Annotated in this window: 12 protein-coding genes and 3 pseudogenes; 11 read left to right on the forward strand and 4 right to left on the reverse strand. The window is 57.6% G+C overall.

Going from position 1 to position 16,845, the window contains the following annotated elements:
- Window positions 1–57: 57 nt before the first annotated feature.
- Window positions 58–195, reverse strand: a pseudogene (locus ACD590_RS37030) (CoA ester lyase); the annotation flags it as partial.
- A gap of 548 nt (window positions 196–743) precedes the next feature.
- Between ACD590_RS37030 and ACD590_RS37035 the strand changes: the two are divergent.
- The 5 genes and pseudogenes from ACD590_RS37035 to ACD590_RS37055 all read left to right on the forward strand — a co-directional run.
- Window positions 744–2,771 (forward strand): type VI secretion system Vgr family protein, encoded by a 2,028-nt coding sequence (locus tag ACD590_RS37035; protein ID WP_096772086.1) that lies wholly within the window; start codon window positions 744–746, stop codon window positions 2,769–2,771.
- Window positions 2,772–2,941: 170 nt separating this feature from the next.
- Window positions 2,942–3,361 (forward strand): hypothetical protein, encoded by a 420-nt coding sequence (locus ACD590_RS37040; protein WP_170961528.1) that lies wholly within the window; start codon window positions 2,942–2,944, stop codon window positions 3,359–3,361.
- Window positions 3,362–3,868: 507 nt separating this feature from the next.
- Window positions 3,869–4,174, forward strand: coding sequence for a hypothetical protein (locus ACD590_RS37045; protein ID WP_097622224.1), 306 nt, complete (start codon window positions 3,869–3,871; stop codon window positions 4,172–4,174).
- A 47-nt stretch (window positions 4,175–4,221) separates the two neighbouring features.
- Window positions 4,222–4,365, forward strand: a complete 144-nt coding sequence (locus ACD590_RS37050; RefSeq protein ID WP_170961552.1) for a hypothetical protein — start codon at window positions 4,222–4,224, stop codon at window positions 4,363–4,365.
- Between the two features lie 321 nt (window positions 4,366–4,686).
- Window positions 4,687–5,702 (forward strand): annotated as a pseudogene (locus ACD590_RS37055) (IS3 family transposase); the annotation flags it as partial.
- A gap of 23 nt (window positions 5,703–5,725) precedes the next feature.
- Here ACD590_RS37055 and ACD590_RS37060 read toward each other — a convergent pair.
- Window positions 5,726–7,789, reverse strand: coding sequence for a recombinase family protein (locus tag ACD590_RS37060; RefSeq protein WP_097622254.1), 2,064 nt, complete (start codon window positions 7,787–7,789; stop codon window positions 5,726–5,728).
- Window positions 7,779–7,976: a hypothetical protein gene (locus ACD590_RS37065; RefSeq protein ID WP_037145433.1), complete on the reverse strand. Its 198-nt coding sequence runs from the start codon at window positions 7,974–7,976 to the stop codon at window positions 7,779–7,781. Before ACD590_RS37065 ends, ACD590_RS37060 begins: the two co-directional genes overlap by 11 nt.
- Before the next feature lie 342 nt (window positions 7,977–8,318).
- On the opposite strand from ACD590_RS37065, the pseudogene ACD590_RS37070 reads away from it, so the two are divergent.
- The 4 genes and pseudogenes from ACD590_RS37070 to ACD590_RS37085 form a co-directional block, all read left to right on the forward strand.
- Window positions 8,319–8,498, forward strand: a pseudogene (locus ACD590_RS37070) (IS3 family transposase); the annotation flags it as partial.
- A 714-nt stretch (window positions 8,499–9,212) separates the two neighbouring features.
- Window positions 9,213–9,584, forward strand: a complete 372-nt coding sequence (locus ACD590_RS37075; protein ID WP_096772329.1) for a hypothetical protein — start codon at window positions 9,213–9,215, stop codon at window positions 9,582–9,584.
- An 8-nt stretch (window positions 9,585–9,592) separates the two neighbouring features.
- Window positions 9,593–10,591, forward strand: a complete 999-nt coding sequence (locus ACD590_RS37080; protein ID WP_096772330.1) for a caspase family protein — start codon at window positions 9,593–9,595, stop codon at window positions 10,589–10,591.
- A 3-nt stretch (window positions 10,592–10,594) separates the two neighbouring features.
- Window positions 10,595–10,858: a hypothetical protein gene (locus ACD590_RS37085; protein WP_088397079.1), complete on the forward strand. Its 264-nt coding sequence runs from the start codon at window positions 10,595–10,597 to the stop codon at window positions 10,856–10,858.
- Between the two features lie 1,482 nt (window positions 10,859–12,340).
- Here ACD590_RS37085 and ACD590_RS37090 read toward each other — a convergent pair.
- Complete coding sequence (locus ACD590_RS37090; protein WP_007636633.1) at window positions 12,341–12,544, reverse strand: cold-shock protein; 204 nt, start codon at window positions 12,542–12,544, stop codon at window positions 12,341–12,343.
- A gap of 642 nt (window positions 12,545–13,186) precedes the next feature.
- Between ACD590_RS37090 and ACD590_RS37095 the strand changes: the two genes are divergently transcribed.
- Together ACD590_RS37095 and ACD590_RS37100 are read left to right on the forward strand one after the other, a co-directional pair.
- Complete coding sequence (locus ACD590_RS37095; protein WP_096772332.1) at window positions 13,187–14,788, forward strand: MFS transporter; 1,602 nt, start codon at window positions 13,187–13,189, stop codon at window positions 14,786–14,788.
- 375 nt (window positions 14,789–15,163) lie between these two features.
- Window positions 15,164–16,801 (forward strand): MFS transporter, encoded by a 1,638-nt coding sequence (locus ACD590_RS37100; protein WP_239621082.1) that lies wholly within the window; start codon window positions 15,164–15,166, stop codon window positions 16,799–16,801.
- Window positions 16,802–16,845 lie beyond the last annotated feature (44 nt).

Below are 16,845 nucleotides of genomic sequence, written 5' to 3' on the forward strand. Positions count from 1 at the left end.
ACTACCCCAACTGACCGCGGCCCACCGGCTGCCGCATGGCACTCTCCCGAAACGGACATCCATGATGCGGCGGGCCCGCTCGACCTTCTTTTCGGGCGGGGAGAAGATCTCGTTGGCGAGATCGATCTGGATCGGATGAATGGCCCACGTGCCCTCGATGCCAAGTGCGGCGGCACGGCGGGCGGCGGCTTGGAAGGCCCGTTATGACAAGCATCGGAAGCCAGACTATCTTCAGTAAGCTCAACGCAAACTGCAATGAGACCGCCAAGGCCCTTTGCAAAATTCGCCGTGACGCCTCTTTGGAATGTTCTCGCCATTTTGACGCCCTTGAGGCTTCAGCAGCGGAGAGGCCGATCGAGGCGACGATCGCGGCGAAACTCGACCACCGTGGTTGTCCGCTAGGGCGCTGCGCCCTGGGCCTGGCTGAGAATTCCAGGAGATACGTCGTCGCTAGCACCGCCGGAATCCGCCAACTCATCGATGTTCTAAGGCCGCATGGCGAGATTTGGGTGGGAGTTAGCGTGGGTGAGTTCCAAGAGGCCCACACGCTTTCTTCGCCCCGCCCCCCCCGCTTGGCTCTGACGATGCGGGCCAGCAAGCCATCTTGGCTGAGCAACGGTCTGCGATTTCGATGCACGAGATAAACGCCTTTCTGCATCTTCGCCGATGGCTTCGGCGGCATCTTACTCACGCTATCGGGCGCAACCGCGCCTTCTCATCAAATCTGCGGAACACACACCACCATGGTCCTGTCAAGAATCGAGAGTCTCTTAAGGCACAATCGTTTTGTTGCGGTCACTTCGGCCGCGTCCGAGTTGAATGAAATCTCTCTCCGACGGCTCAGTGGCACCGAGCGGCTGGGGGAACCTTTCCTCTACGAGGTGAAGCTCGCCAGCCGCAATCCAGTTCAGAACTTTGCTACGATTCCCGGTCAAAGCCTGACAATCGGGCTTAAGCTCAAGGACTCGCAAACGCGCTTCTTCAACGGTGTTGTTACGCGCTTCCAATATCTCGGCCTCGACGATACCGAGCACCTCAACTACGTGGCGCAGGTGCGCCCGTGGATTTCATTGCTCGAGCATCGCTCTAACAGTCGGGTCTTTCAGAACAAGACCAGCATCGAGATCATCACCACGATTTTTCGAGAACATAAAGGCAATTTCAAGAATCAGACCGCCCGACGGTTCCCAGAGCGCCCATATTGCGTCCAGTACGATGAAACGGATCTGGCCTTCGTCAGCCGCCTCATGGAGCAGGACGGCATCTACTACTATTTTGAACATGCTGAGGACCAACATGACCTCGTGCTGGTCGACAACGCCGCGAGCCACATGGCCTGCACGCCTGAGATCGTGGAGACCCACCACAATCTCAGGCCTGCCCGAAGTCTTTACCAAGAAGACGTCATCCTGCATTGGGACGAGGTCGTTTCGCTACAGCCGAACAAGGTCGTTCTCAGGGACTATGACCATGAGAAGCCGATGGCAGAACTCACGTCTGTCGCGCGCGTTCCTCCCGTGAGGACAGGCGGCATTCCGCCCCGCAAGCTCACGGGAAGCGCCATCACCCGACCGCCGGAGAGCGTGGCGGTCAGAACGGGCGAGACCTCGTCGGGAAGCAGCGGCTGCACGGCAATGCGGGAGGTCTTCGAGTATCCAGGCCACTATACAAAAAAAAGCGATGGCGATTTCTACGCCACCATCCGTGCCGAGGAACTCGCCTGCAACGCTTATCGCGCGCGGATCGAAAGCACTGCGCGCCAGATAACGACCGGGTCATTATTCAAGGCCGCAAATCCCTTCTACTACGGCCAGGTCGGTTCCCGGCCGAAACCCACCGATCGCTTTCTGGCAGTCGGACAGGACTTCACTGTCATCGGAGAGGTGGGGGACGATCTCACTGCGGACACCGTGGGGGGGAAGGGCGAGCGCTTCCTCTATCACAGCAACGTAGAGATTATCCCCGCGACCACCCAGTACCGCCCGAGGCGCCGCACATCGGCGCGGTTGATTCACGGACCGCAGACGGCCGTCGTCGTAGGCCCCGAGGGCGAGTCGATCGCGACGGATAAGTACGGCCGTGTGAAGGTTCAGTTCTTCTGGGATCGAGAAGGCGAAAAGAACGAGAACAGCTCCTGCTGGATTCGGGTGGCCCAAAACTTCGCTGGTAAGGGTTTTGGCAACCTGGTCGTCCCACGGATCGGCCATGAGGTCGTCGTTGATTTCATCCACGGCAATCCCGACACGCCCCTGGTGACCGGCGTCGTATACAACGGCTCAAATCTGCCGCCTGAAACCCTGCCGACTGACAAAACGCGGTCGACTTTCCGGACGCATACCGATGGCGGCGCCGCTAATGCGTACAATGAACTGCGCTTTGAGGACAAGCAAGGCCGTGAGGAGGTCTATTTGAAGGCGCAGAAGAATCATACCGTCGAGGTCGGGAATATCTACAGCATCGACGTCAAGAGACACTTCCTCCTGACCTCGGGCGTCGCCGCGCCCGCGTCCTCTGCCGCAGCGGCCTTGGGTAGCCGCGTCGAGGTAACACCCGACAAGATCCGCCTTGTAGTATCGGGCAGAACCGGCCCCCAGGCCATCGAAATCAGCGCCGATGGGATAGCCATTATCGGCACGATGATTGGCGTTATGGCAACGCCTCCGCGGCTCGGGTCCATCGTCTCCATGCCGCCGCCGACACCGGGTCCACCCACGCCGTCGATAATGAAGCTTATTGCGACACTCGGGCTGCCGCCTGTGACGCCCGAGTGACACGATGTCAAGGTGAACTGGTTCTGGGTCTGGGCTGTCCGGCAGTCGTTGCCTTTAAGTCGTCAGGGCCCTGCAGGCGTAGAGATCAACAGCGGAACGGCTTCGGCGTCGTAAGCTGACCTACCGAATCAACGCGACACCGCGAGATTGCCCGAAAATGAGGAAAGGTTATGGTGCGTGAGCGTTTGTTCCGGGAACTTGCGCCTCAGTTGATGGAGTTGCCTCGCGAAATCGGCCGCAAGCGGCTCCAAATGCGTCTAGTTTATGTCTCCACCAAGCTGGAGTATAGCCCATCGATGAGGATGAAATACCTTTATCACTCGGCGTCACGAAATTGCCATCAGGGCGCGGGCGGCGCAAAAATCAGCGTTCTCGATCTGGGCGTCATAGCGCTGCTTTGTAGGGCGGCCTCTCGCCTCGAAGCGCTTCTGGCGGAGCGTGGCCGCCTCGAGCAGCAGTCGAAGCCTTTCGCCATGCTCGAAGGTGTCTCGCTTCCGTTTGCGTTTCGAGTTTCTGATGGGCGCTGGCCATGCCTGTCAGGCCGAGTTCGCGCAGCATGTCAATGGTGGAATTGGTCAACGTCGCGATAAGAATCATGCGCTGTCCAGCTCGAGGAAGGCCGCTGGCCATGCCCCCGAAGCATAACGGGATACGAATTTGGTATTGGAAGGAAAGGTCGCGACGGAAATAACATCAGCAGTGACGCAATGACCTAAGGAGCGTCGCAATGTACGGCAGAAGGCAGGGGGGTGGTGGCAATAGTTCCGAACAAGGAAGCCCAGGCTCGGCACTTGTGTCCTTCGGGCGAACTTGCATGCGAGCCACTTTGTAGAAAGGATTACCCGCTCTCGCGTATCAGAAAGGTGCGATGCTTATGGCCTAGAGGCCTTGCTGCCGGTTGGAAACCTCGCAAGCTGGACCCGATACCAACAGTCCTCAAGCGCATCGGCCATTTCCACATCCCAGCATCGCGTATTCGTTGATCTAACTACCCGAGACTCCAGCCTACGGGCCTTTTTGGATTCATCGGCGATCGAGGACTCTGTCGCCTATCAGTTGAAATAGGGTTTCGTGGCGAGCCAGCAGAGGGACAGCCCATGGATGAGAAAAACAGCCCCATTGTTTGCATCTCGGGTGTGGACGAACGAAAGCTCGGCGCCGCTCTAATCGCGGTCCAATCGGCATTTAGTGTCGCGATTGCGGAACTATCGAAGCTTCACAAAGGGAACAATCCTCAGTGGTTCGAAGACCTGGAGGAGGTGGTAATCGCTAACGCAAAAGGCACAGTCACCGAGGGCATCTCGCTGGATGTCGAGGTAGAAAGCCTCAAATTCGGCATCGACGTCCTTCGGGCGATCTTGGATGTAAGCCGCGTTGAGCTAGGCTTTGCAGCAAAGGAATAACCCTTTCGCCCAAACGAGGTGTCGATCTTATTTGGCGCGTCCAAAACATGCTCAGCCTGGACCGTCGACGCGCCTGCCTCTCGGAGGCGCTGGACAAGCATGCGCTGCTGCTCGATGATCACTTCACCGCGCAGCAAGTGGCGCTCGACCATTTCGAGTGCGGTCTCGACAGGGGTCTCCATAACCAATAAGCCGCTGACATTCTGAGCCACGGATCGGGGGCGGCAGCAGCCTCACCGATTTTTTCATCAATGGTGGCAATGTCACCATTGCCCCTAACGGCGGCCTTCCCGCGATCCTGTAGCAACTGGCGTGGCTTGCCGGATTGTTGCCCACAATCACCGCGGCAAGACCAGCAGGCTTGCCGATATCAGCTTGAAACCCCTTGACCGCGTCGATGACCGTTGCAGCCGTGGCCTTGCCTCGATGATAATTGTCATGTCTTTCGGTGACCTGCCCCTGCGAATTTCCTCCAGAATTGATTAGAGTCCGGCCCATCAAAGGACGGACGAATGAAGAAGCAGAGATTTACCGAAGAGCAGATAATTGGGGTGCTGAAGGAGCAGGAGGCTGGTGCGAAGGCGGCCGACCTTTGCCGCAAGCACGGAATTTCGGAAGCCACGTTTTACAATTGGAAAGCCAAATACGGCGGCATGGAGATCTCTGAGGCGAAGCGGCTGAAGGCGCTTGAAGATGAGAATGCCAAGCTGAAGAAGCTGCTCGCCGAGCAGATGTTGGACGCAGCAGCACTCCGCGAGCTTCTTTCAAAAAAATGGTAGGGCCTGTCGCCAAGCGTGACGCCGTCACGCATCTGAAGACCGTCATGGGTCTTTCGGAACGGCGGGCCTGCCAGATCATATCCGCCGACCGCAAGACGATCCGTTATCGGTCAAGTCGACCGCCGGAGGTAGAACTGCGGGCAAAGCTACGTGACCTCGCCAATGAGCGGCGGCGTTTCGGCTACCGGCGGCTGTTCGTCCTGCTTCGGCGGGAGGGAGAACCGTCCGGGGTCAATCGCATCTATCGCCTTTATCGCGAGGAGGGTCTCTCTGTCCGCAAGCGCAAAGCCAGACGCCGTGCTGTCGGCACGCGAGCTCCGATTCTGGTCGAAGCGAAGGCCAATGCCCGCTGGTCGCTGGACTTCGTGCACGACCAGTTCGCTTGCGGAAGGAGGTTTCGCGTGCTCAACATCGTCGATGACGTGACGCGCGAATGCCTGGCGGCGATCCCGGACACCTCGATCTCCGGTCGTCGCGTCGCTCGCGAACTGACGACCCTCATCGAACGGCGCGGCAAACCTAAAATGATCGTCTCCGACAACGGCACGGAACTCACTTCGAATGCCATCCTTGCCTGGTCGAAGGATCATAAGGTCGAGTGGCACTACATCGCGCCGGGAAAGCCGATGCAGAACGGCTATGTTGAGAGTTTCAACGGGCGCATGCGCGACGAACTGCTCAACGAAAGCCTGTTCTTTGGCCTCGACCATGCCCGAAGCGCCATTGCTGAATGGGCCGACGATTACAATCCTGTTTCATAACACCCATCTTTCTATGTCATTGAAAGGAATAGATTTTCCTGATCTGGAGGCGATCCCGCGGGGTGGCGAGGGTTCTTCCGGGCACGATCGAGAATCTGACGTGCTTGCGGGGTCGCGAGTTTGGAACGGCTGAAGATCCATGGGCCATCGGGTAGCGGATGAGCCCCCTTAATATCGCCAGCCTCGGCCGCCAGACGCAGCGTCTTTGGCGATATCCCGAGTAACTTCGCCGCACCGCCCAGATTAAGCCATGGCTCAACCCCGTCGATCTGCGGACGGAAGACCGGAATCTTGCGATATGACCTCAGCGCGGTGACCCGCTCCCGTGTCCAGCGATTGCCATTGCCGGTCGTCAGTCCGTTGCGATTGAGGACACCGGCAATCACATCATCATTGGCGATCAAGACGAGCTGTTTCACAGCGTCGACAATGTCGTCAGGGGTCGCATTTCTTTGGCCACGGTGTCGCTTCGGCAGGCGCAGTTCGGTGTGGACGCCTCCAACCCAATGAATGACGAGGACGATCTCAGAGGTTCCATCATCGAGATCGGCGACCACTTCATTGATGAGCGTGCGCACGATGCGCTTCTTCAGCCTTGCATCGGTTGTCGGCGCCGTCCAGACGGCGCGAAGGTTTCCCGCAAGTGCGGTTACCTGTGATGCGGACATGGGGAACGGATGCGGCGTAACTGTCCGATGTTTGGCAATCTTGGCCTCGATCTCACCGACGCCAGTCAGCGCCTTGTTCCAGCGTGCTTCCAGCTCCGACGTCACCAGCCTATTCTCTGGATCGGCCGCGTCATATTGCCGGAATGCCCGGTCGGCTACATAGCGTGCTGCCTCGAGGTCGCGCATCAGGGCATCCTGAACCTGATCGCGTTGGTTGGCCATATTGCGTTCCGCCTCGACGGCGGCGGCAATGGCTCCTGGCTCGACCACGCCGAGAAGTGCCTCTTCGATCGCGTCATCGACCCGCAGACCGCCGAAGGCGATGCAACGTGGTTCGCCGTTGTCGAGCAACCCTCGCCAACAGGAATAGCGCGGGATGTTATGGTTGGCTCCTGTGTAACGAACCGTCAGCTTCCGGCCGCACCTTTTGCAGCGGAACAGGCCGGCAAGCAGAGCGTCGCCATGCTTCGGCGCTCCATGATGGCGACTGGCCGGTACATTGTCGCTGACCATCTTGCGGATCTCCTCCGCCCGTTCCCAACTGATGTAACCTTCGTGCGCATCCGGGATCAGCGCCAGCCATTCATCACGCGCCTTGCGGCGAATTCCAGATCGGCCATCGTATCCTGGTACGGAACGACTCTTACCATAAGCATAAGCGCCGCCGTAGATCGGGTTCGCAATCATCCGGTGGATGGTGGCATAATTTGGCCTGCGCCAGATGACGTCACCGTTGGCGCACCTGACGGGCAGGTCCAATCCCTGCTCAAGGAACCATAGCAAGGCCTGCCGGGCACTCCCGAGTTCGGTGACCTTGTCGAAGACGAGTGCGATGGCTTCCTGGATGCGCCGATTGGGATCCTTCTCGATCCTGTCACCGGCCTTTACGAAGCCGGCCGGAACAGTGACGACGAGTTCACCGCGGCGAGCCTTCTCATAGCGGGCGGAAAGGGAACGCTGACGCAAGAGATCGAGTTCATACTCGTTGAGGCTGCCCTTCAAACCCAAGAGCAGGCGGTCGTTGCCCTGGCGGGGCGCATAAACTGCTTCCTGGTCGACCAGGACGGTATCGACAACGCGGCACATCTCGATGAGTTGCTGCCAATCGCGGCTGTTCCGGGCGAAGCGCGATACCTCACGCGCGGCCACGGCGCCTACCTTGCCAAGGCAGACTTCCGCCACCATCCGATCAAATCCAGCGCGGGTCACGCCGCCGGCGGCCGAACGACCAAGGTCGTCATCCACCGTCTCTATATGTGACCATCCAAGCGCTGCCAGACGGTCGCGCATGGCGTACTGGAGGGCGCTGCTCTCTCGATTGTGCAGAACCTGGTGAGCCGAGGACTGCCGAACATAGAGGATGGCCTTCCGCTCCAGATGATGCGGCGCGATCTTCTCATGCATCATGACCGGCCTCCTTCTGTTGGCAGGCATGTCCGCACTTTGCGTGATCGACGAACAGCCGCACGATGAGCACCGTCAACGCTTGGCGGGTCTCCTCCGGCAACTCCGGCCATTGCGGCGTCCCTGCCGTCTTCCCCCGCTGCGGGGCCGAGAACAGATCGAACTGGCATGTCATGGGCTGGCGAGGCATGAACATCTCTCCGACTCGTTTCGTGAGAGACCAATGCTGCGCCCATTACCGAAGATTGCGATGAGGCATCAGCGTCCTTCAGCAATCTTGCCAAAGAATGCAGGCTTGCGAGATCGACGTGCGGGACCGCCAGGCTGCGCCAACAACCACTCACTGATCGGTCGAACATCCACGACGGGACCTCAAGAAGTCGACCAGAAGAAGAACCAGAAAGGCTGCAGCGGAAAATATGCGTCCCTTTAGACACCGCCTCATGCACGTGAACAAGCCGTCCGGACCAGGGATGCCACGGATACAGAAGCTCGCGAACCTCGGTCCCGTGGGTGTTCTGTCGTCGTGTTGTACAACCATTTCCGGCCACACTCATCGCTCGGATACCAGACCCCGGCAAGCTATGCCGATACAATTGCCGCAACCGGCTCCAACGCTGCGCGAGATGAAAGCTTCGCGTTTCCGCCGGTTGCTCACACCGCGCCACTTGGCGTATTCAAAACCGCCGGGGCTCTAATCGCCGTTGGATGAAAATTCAGTGGCAGGTCATCGGCGCTCTCAATTTGGACCTCAATATTTGAGGACGCTCCATACGACGCTAAAACGCTACACTTTCTGCGTGACCGAAAACTACTGTACCTTTCATTGTCTCCCGTTTCTTCCCGGCTAGAAAATGCATCAAAACCTTCAGCTAAGATATTCAGTCCGAGGGTTTAGACCGATTACGCGGGTGGCGAAAGGAGCAGTCTCGTGAGCCAGTGATTGCATGGCGCTGAGGCATTCGCCAATGAGGCAATACGAACATCTGTCTACGGTCGATGGGTCGTCAAGGAGCGCTCTGCGTTTACTTGCAGCATTCCTGCGGACTCGCCCGAAAATCGCCGCGGACCTGCAGAAACTCCCTATTAAACGCTGCACATTGTCTCGGGCGCGGCAGTATTTTGCCGTTGTGAGGGCTCCGACGAAAGTGTCCGGCTGAGGACACATCAATGGGGGACACGTCGTGACCATCGATATCAGTGATATGGCGGTATAAGTACTACGATACCGGCTCGCATCCTTTGATGCAGATCAAGGACTTTGCCATGGGAAGCTCGGCCGGCCGCCGATCAGAGATCGCATCCAGGATGCGCATGGCAGCTGTCGTCGGTTTGCGGGACTTCACCATTGTTGTGGCTGCGATTTGATTCTCATCAATGCAAATAAATCATTTTAGTGCCGGGGATCGGCGATGGAGATTATCACATGGCAACTAAGAAAGTCATCTTCGTGGCTTTTGCCATCGAAGACGAGAGTATTCGGGACATGATAAAAGGTCAGTCGCTGAACACGGGCACGCCGTTCGAATACATCGACATGTCGGTGAAAGAGGCATACGAATCCGACTGGAAAAACAAAGTGAAGACCCGAATCTTGCGCTCGGCTGGGGTTCTCGTGATCGTGACGAAAAATTCGATATCATCGACAGGCCAAAATTGGGAAATCGCGTGCGCTCATGAAGTAGGTGTGCCTGTACGGGGAATCTGGGCCTACAAGGACGATCACACTCAAATTGCCGGCGTCGAAACAATGGAATGGACGTGGGCAAACATCAGCAATTGGATCGATAGCCTGTAAGGAGCCTCATGCGTAAAGCGTTGATTGTAGGTATCGATCATTATGAGCATATTGCATGTCTGAATGGGTGCGTAAACGATGCTCACTCTGTCCGTGCAGCCCTCGAACGTAACGCAGACGGTACAACCAACTTCAAGACGCCCAAGCTAATTACCGGTACCGGACGGGGCGACATTGTAGAGCGAGCGGAGCTTAAGGAGGCTGTCCGAGCGCTTTTTGCCGACCGGTCCGAGATTGCGTTGTTCTATTTTGCCGGGCATGGCTACATCGAGGATACAGGTGGCTATTTATGTGCGGGAGATTGCAAGGTAGGAGACGATGGTCTTGCCTTGAATGAGGTCATGACCATCGCAGCCAACTCCCCAGCCACCAACAAAGTCATCATCCTGGATAGTTGCCACAGCGGAATCGCTGGTGAAAACCCGACTATGAAGGGTGTTTTCGAAATCGTGACCGGGATGACCATACTCACCGCGTCAACCGCAGAACAGTATGCACTTGAAATGAACGGACCCACACCGGGTGGCGTTTTCACGGGCCTCTTGATAGACGCGTTGGCTGGCGCAGCCGCCAATCTTGTCGGAGATGTCACGCCGGGGAGCGTCTACGCCCATATTGATCAGTCGCTCGGGCCTTGGGCCGGTCAACGGCCGCTGTTCAAAACTAACGTCAAAACTTTCGTGTCTTTGAAAAAGGCTGACGCCCCCATTCCTCTTGCGGATTTGCAGCAATTGGCGACCTTGTTCCCTTCGCAGGACTACGTATTTCCGCTTGATCCCGAATACGAGCCCGAACGCAATGACGAACAAAAGAACGATCCAACAATCCCAAAGCCAGATCCCGCAAAGAATTCTGTTTTTGCGATCCTTCAGAGATACGTGAAGGTCAACTTGGTCCGGCCGGTAAACGCACCTCATATGTGGCACGCTGCAATGCAGAGTAAGGGCTGCGAGCTGACCGTGCTAGGTGAGCACTATCGAAAGCTTGTTGGAGCGGGGATGATCTAAGCAATGGCCCTTGACGACATCCTAGATGGCCTCGTGGACGAATTAGCCAGCATCGAACACGAACGTTGGGCCCACTGGCAGAAATATGTGCACGGCCAATCCCTTAAGCAACCTGATGGCTCTATCGTCATTCCTGCAAATCTTGTCGCCAAATGGGAACGACAGATTGCTACGCCGTTCTCGCAACTTTCCGATACGGAAAAGAAAAGCGACCGCGAGCAGGTCCAGAAATATCTGCCATTGCTTAAGAACGCTCTGCGGAAGTAGCAAGATCATAATCGGCGAATTGTTCATTCATTTCAATGCATGATAGCTAGTTTATCGGAAAGAGAACCGTTGATTGCCTGATGGAATTGTCACTGTCTATGCTGCTTCCGGCATAGATCCTCTAAACCAAAACGAGTTGGAAAGAAAACTATGTCAGACAAACGCTCGCCACCGCCACCGCGTCCTCCGGCGCCTTCACGGCCACCCGTTCATATCGAAAAAGGTGGAACACGGCATGTTGGAACTCAACCACCGCCGCCACCTCCCAGGAAGGGATAGAAATGACCAACGTAGAGGATGACTGCTATAACGAGGTGCACGGCATTCGCCACAACACTCTGCGCAACGCGCTTTACCATATTGCGCGACGTGCATGGTTGGAACGCGTCAGCCGATTTCTCAATTTGGCAGTCATTCTCGGTGGAACGAGTTACGCAGCGCAGGTCTTTATCAACAGCCCACGAGGAACGTTTGTGTTAGGTTTGGCTTCGGCTACTCTCGGAGCTGTACAACTCATCTTTGATTTTAGTGGAAAGGCACATCACCATGAGCGCCTACAAAAGCGCTACTATGATCTGCTCGCATCTGTCGAAGAGACACGCGGGCCTACGATGGACGATTGTGCAGCGTGGAGGGCTGAATTAACGAGGATCTATGCGGACGAGCCGCCCACGCTCCGCGCGCTTGATGCAATTGCCGACAATCAGGCTACCGCTGCCACGTATGGATCAAGCAACCCGAGACTGAACGTGTCTTTCTGGCAAAGCTGGACTCGAAATTTGTTTCTTCATAACGCTGGGAGGTTCCCAGAGAGAGACGGTTGGCGAATTCAGCCTGACGCTAGTCAGTCAGCTGTGGAACCGTACCCTCGGTAGCGGCGTGCCAGCCGGCGATCCACCCGCACGTCTCCTTGCCCACGCAGTCCAGAAAGATGAGGGACAAATCCGGCCTATTGCCGTAGGCGGACCGCGGGCAAACGCCGAGTGGATCCACAAGCTCTCAGTCACGGCAAAGGGTCAACTTGCCTGGGTTGTAGATCATTTTTGTTTCGATGTTTCCCTCAAGTTCGACATGGGAAATTGCATATTGGGACACCCCTGCTTTGCCAGCATTTGTGAGATCGCGATCCGCTTGACATCATATAATTAGATTTATTGCGTCACGTAAGGCAGTACCTTCAACCGCGCCACGCGGCGGCGGAAATCCGCGGGTATGCACTAGTATGCGGGAATAGAAGCTTACTCTGGACAACGTACCCGCTGCGCCCTCTTCGTCTGGACGTCGAGCTTAAGTCCAAGTGAAGGAATGTCTAACTGCTGTATTTCGAAGCCGACACACAGCTCCCGGAGGGGATTTGGGAATCAACTCCTCGAAATACCTGAAGCCCGAAGGACAGGATTCGAGCTCCAATCTGAGGATTTCGCCCGCAACAACGAACGGCCTGCAAGGCCAAGTTCGATGGACAAACTAGACGATCGCAAATCAAAGAACGCGTACGTTTTCTGCCTTCGATTTACCAGTCTTCCGATCCTGACCGACATCGTAGCTCACAGTTTGCCCTTCGCTCAGATTGCTGGCGCCCTGCAAAGCAGACACATGCACAAACACGTCAGCGCCTCCATTGTCGGGCGTAATGAAGCCAAAACCCTTGTCTCCATTGAAAAACTTAACTGTTCCGGTGGCCATGAACAAATCCTTCACGATTGCAAAGCAGATTGCCGCTGCAAAAACCTTTAAGGCGACGAGGTGCCATCCGCAATATGTTTGGCCTGATTTTTAAGCCATCGGAGTGAATCAAGGTTTTCGCTAGTCACTTCTAGGCACCCTTTTTCTGACCTTGTGGGGAGCCTCTCGTGAGGTCCTTAGCGATAGATGATATGGTCATGGCTGCTGCGAAAATTCGCGGCCCGTTACCCTAACTTTATTCCGGATTGTGCTTACTTCCGGGTCGGCAGCCGCATCCCGTGCGCGTCTGGCGAGCCACGGCTACCATGTCGGGCCGTTGCGCCTCGCGCGATTCCGTCTAGGGCCAAATCCCGGCGAGTATGGGAGGCGCATGAGGTCTGGGAAAGCCTTTGGCAGTTGGCCGAACCGGCAGTGCCGTGCGTGAACTCTGAAGGGACAAATTTCGGCGGCCGGTTCAAAGATTCGCGAGGGAGAATATCAGGCGGCCCGCCTTCACACCGGCGCTACGTGCCTGGTGTCTCTCCTGCTCGATGCAGTGTTCCTGCGCCAAGCAGCTGAATAACGCCGGAAATCATATCGTGGTTACGGATAAGCTCCTTCGTCAGCGAGATGATGGGAAGCGTCAGAGTAACCTAAATGCAGATGCAGATCGAAGACGTTTCCATGACCGGGGCAACCACCCCTGCTCCGCTGCGCAATGCAGCATTCTGTTCGATTTGGAGTTCAGCGCAAGTCGCAAATCTCAGATGGCTTGTGCAGACCGTCGCGATTGGTTGGCTGATGGTGACGATCACCGCTTCCGATCTGACGGTCGCGCTCGTACAGGCGTCGACAACGCTTCCGGCATTCATACTCTCCATCATCGCCGATACTCATAGCCGCCGATCGGTGATGATCATAGGACTGTCATTGATCGCGCTAGCGTCTGTCGCACTGGCAGGTGCCGCCGCCTTCGACTTCCTCAGTCCCTGGCTCATTCTAGCGCTGGGATTTATCGCAGGCTGCGGATTTGCGCTGAATGACCCCGCCTGGCACGCCTCCGTGGGGGATATCCCGGCCGCGGTGACGCTTATGTCTACTGGATATAACATGACGCGAAGCGTTGGGCCGGCGCTGGGCGGGGTTATTCTCGCCTTTCTCGGACCATTGGCCGCCTTTCTCTTCTCCGCATGCAGCAACCTGGCGCCTCTCGCCGCGGTATTGCGTAACAAGTGGCACGCGCGCCCGTCTCCTCTGCCTGCGGAGCCTATGTCGACCGCAATCCGAGATGGCATCCGGTTCACGGCGCTTTCGTCCGATATCCGGGCGACAATCATGCGCGCAACCCTCTTCGGCCCGGCCGCTATTGCTATCCTCGCACTTCTGCCGCTCGTCGCCCGCGATCGTTTGGCCGACGACCCCATCGCCTACGGCGTTCTTTTCGCAGGTTTTGGAACGGGCGCCTGCGTGGCCGGATTGAACAACCGGCTCTTAAGGCAGGAATGGCTGATGGCAATTGCTTCCATTGCTTGCGCGGTGTGTTGCATCTCACTTGCCTTCACCTCCTCTGTGCCTTCAGCAACACTTGCGCTTGCTTTCGGCGGCGCCGGCTGGATCATCACCTGGACCGGCTTTGACGTCTGGGTGCAATTGGCAAGTCCGCGCTGGGTCGTCGGCCGCACGCTCTCGATCTATTATGCGTTCCTATCCGGCGGCATGGCAGCCGGCAGCTGGATCTGGGGCCATGTTGCCCAGTCATATTCGCTCGCTTCTTCTCTCGAGCTGGCCGCGGCCGCCCTGCTTCTTGTTGCTGCGTCAGGGTTGGTCTTGCAGGTGCATCTGGGGGCGGAGGGAGACCAGCAGGGCGCGGTTTTTCCGGCTCCATCGGTGGCGCTTGATCTGAAGCCGCAAAGCGGTCCGATTGCAGCGAGGACAGAGTATTCCATAGACGAAAGCGACCTGGACAGCTTCTTCGATCACATGCGCACTCGCAGATACGCCTTAGCTCACGCAGGCGCGCGCGCCTGGACGCTCCAGCGAAATCTTCGAAAGCCCTCCCATTGGACGGAAACGTTTCGCACGCCGGCCTGGATGAGTTTCCGGCGTCTGCATCATCGCCTCTCTCTATCGGATCAGGACGTCTCCCAGCTTCTCGCCGCTTTGCATTTGAGTGAAAAGCCTGCGGAAACTGAGCTCGTTATTGAACGTACAACGGACGCGCGACGAACCCGGAGCCATCCAGTCCCGCGCGTTTTGCGTCCGTGAGGTGATTAGTGATGAGACCATCCGTCGAGCAGCAACGGTTAAAAGGCGGCGCCGACCAAAAACAAAACCTCACGATCACTAGGACTGCGGAGAATAGCCGCAAGTCCGACACGGCTCCTGGCCTGGGAGTGGCATCAACCCCTGCCATCCAGGTTCACTCGGCTGTCGTCGATCCCTGGTCGACGACAGCCGCTTTTTCCTCTGTTTTTGATTGTGGTCTTGCCGCAGCCCGCCGAAGCGGAACTTGCGACCCTCTGCTCACAGGCTCAAGGCCGGAGAGAGGAAGTAAGGCCAACCCAGTTCCCACTGCCCTCCCTCATCGCCGCCGCCCCGCAAAGACGGCCGAAGTGCCCCGTCCGAAAGAGACCGAATGACATGCCATCAAATGAAGGGACAGCATCCGTAGGCCTACTGGCGCCACTGAAGAATTCGACGTTCCGTTCGATTTTCTTCGCGTCTCAGCTCTCCAGCCTGGGTTGGCTGATGCAGACGGTGGCTCTCAGCTGGCTGATGGCCACCGTTTCCACCTCGGATGTGATGGTCGCCCTGGTCCAGGCCTCGTCTACCCTGCCTGCCTTTTTTCTTGCGATTTTCGTTGGCGCGATTGCCGACAACTACAGCCGGCGCATGGTCATGATCGTCGGCCGAAGCCTGATGATGGCGGCCTCGGCGATGCTGACGATCCTGATGGCTTTCGGCATCACCGATCCATGGATGATCCTGGCGTTCAGTTTCCTTGACGGCTGCGGTATCGCACTCAGCGATCCCGCGTGGCGCGCTTCGCTTGGCGACATGCTGGAGCGCCGCTATCTGCCGTCGGCCGTCACCCTTCTCAATGTCGGATTCAACACGGTCCGTAGCGTCGGTCCCGCGCTTGGCGGCATCATCGTTGCGATTTTTGGGCCGCTCGTCACTTTCGCGCTCACCACGCTTGGCTTCGTCGCGCCCCTCACCGCTCTGTGGCGAAACAAGTGGACCGTGAAAGCGTCGCCCCTCCCTCGCGAAGCGCTCATGACGGCGATCTATGATGGACTGCGGTTCACGGCGATATCCTCGGAAATCAAGGCAGCTATTGTCCGCGGTACGCTGTTTGGGCTGACCGGAACCTCGATGCTGGCGCTCCTGCCGCTCGTCGCAAGAGAACTCTTGCAGGGCGGCCCAATCGACTACGGTATTCTCATGGGTGGCTTCGGCGCCGGCGCGCTGATCGCGGGGCTCGTGAACCCGCCACTCAGGCGCGCGGTCACGCAGGAACTGCTGATTGTTCTGGCATGTGTCGCGTGCGCGGTATGTGCGATCTCACTTGCGCTGACGTCTTCCCTGATCATCGCAACAGTCTGCCTCGCCTTCGGCGGCGCCGGCTGGGTAACCGGATGGTCGGGGTTCGGCGTCAACGTGCAGTTGGCAAGCCCGCGCTGGGTGGTGGGTCGCACGATTTCCATCTACAGCGCTTTTACTTATGGGGGGATCGCCGCTGGCAGTTGGCTCTGGGGAATTATCGCCGAAAACCATTCCCTCTCCTTATCCTTGGCATGTTCTGCTGCCGCCTCGTTGCTGGTCGCCGCACTTGGGCTCAAGCTGCCGATCAGCAACCGCTTGGAGTCTGAACTCGAAGCCTCCGGCGCCTTCGATGCGCCAGTACCTGCACTCGATCTGAAGCCGAGAAGCGGCCCAATTCTGGTGACGACGGAATATGCGATTGCCGAAGAAAACGCCGCTGTCTTTCTTGAGATCATGCGCAGACGGCGGCATGTTCAAAGCCGAGCCGGCGCACGCCATTGGACCCTCACGCGCGATGTTCAGCAGCCTTCGCGATGGCTCGAGACCTTTCGGACGCCAACCTGGACGGATTACCATCGCCTTCATCACCGCCTCAACGAAGCGGACAAGCGCCTGGGCGATGAGCTCAAGTCGCTGAGCGTGGCATCCGACCTCCCGCGAACAATCGTTCTGGTGGAGCGCCCGACGGCTGCGCGCAAGTCCACGCCCGTGCCGTACGTTTCCCAGAAATGAGCACGCTATGCGACTCCGAGGCAACTCATCCAGCAAGAGAGGAT

Origin of the sequence: Rhizobium sp. 862_C5_N1_2, assembly GCF_051811205.1 — a bacterium.
In the GTDB taxonomy this organism is placed as follows: domain Bacteria; phylum Pseudomonadota; class Alphaproteobacteria; order Rhizobiales; family Rhizobiaceae; genus Rhizobium; species Rhizobium leguminosarum.

Coding starts and splice junctions, on each gene's coding strand:
- ACD590_RS37035 (WP_096772086.1), top strand. CDS start 744: ATGGTCCTGTCAAGAATCGAGAGTCTCTTAAGGCACAATCGTTTTGTT.
- ACD590_RS37040 (WP_170961528.1), top strand. CDS start 2,942: ATGGTGCGTGAGCGTTTGTTCCGGGAACTTGCGCCTCAGTTGATGGAG.
- ACD590_RS37045 (WP_097622224.1), top strand. CDS start 3,869: ATGGATGAGAAAAACAGCCCCATTGTTTGCATCTCGGGTGTGGACGAA.
- ACD590_RS37050 (WP_170961552.1), top strand. CDS start 4,222: ATGCTCAGCCTGGACCGTCGACGCGCCTGCCTCTCGGAGGCGCTGGAC.
- ACD590_RS37060 (WP_097622254.1), bottom strand. CDS start 7,789: ATGATGCATGAGAAGATCGCGCCGCATCATCTGGAGCGGAAGGCCATC.
- ACD590_RS37065 (WP_037145433.1), bottom strand. CDS start 7,976: ATGCCTCGCCAGCCCATGACATGCCAGTTCGATCTGTTCTCGGCCCCG.
- ACD590_RS37075 (WP_096772329.1), top strand. CDS start 9,213: ATGGCAACTAAGAAAGTCATCTTCGTGGCTTTTGCCATCGAAGACGAG.
- ACD590_RS37080 (WP_096772330.1), top strand. CDS start 9,593: ATGCGTAAAGCGTTGATTGTAGGTATCGATCATTATGAGCATATTGCA.
- ACD590_RS37085 (WP_088397079.1), top strand. CDS start 10,595: ATGGCCCTTGACGACATCCTAGATGGCCTCGTGGACGAATTAGCCAGC.
- ACD590_RS37090 (WP_007636633.1), bottom strand. CDS start 12,544: ATGGCCACCGGAACAGTTAAGTTTTTCAATGGAGACAAGGGTTTTGGC.
- ACD590_RS37095 (WP_096772332.1), top strand. CDS start 13,187: ATGCAGATCGAAGACGTTTCCATGACCGGGGCAACCACCCCTGCTCCG.
- ACD590_RS37100 (WP_239621082.1), top strand. CDS start 15,164: ATGCCATCAAATGAAGGGACAGCATCCGTAGGCCTACTGGCGCCACTG.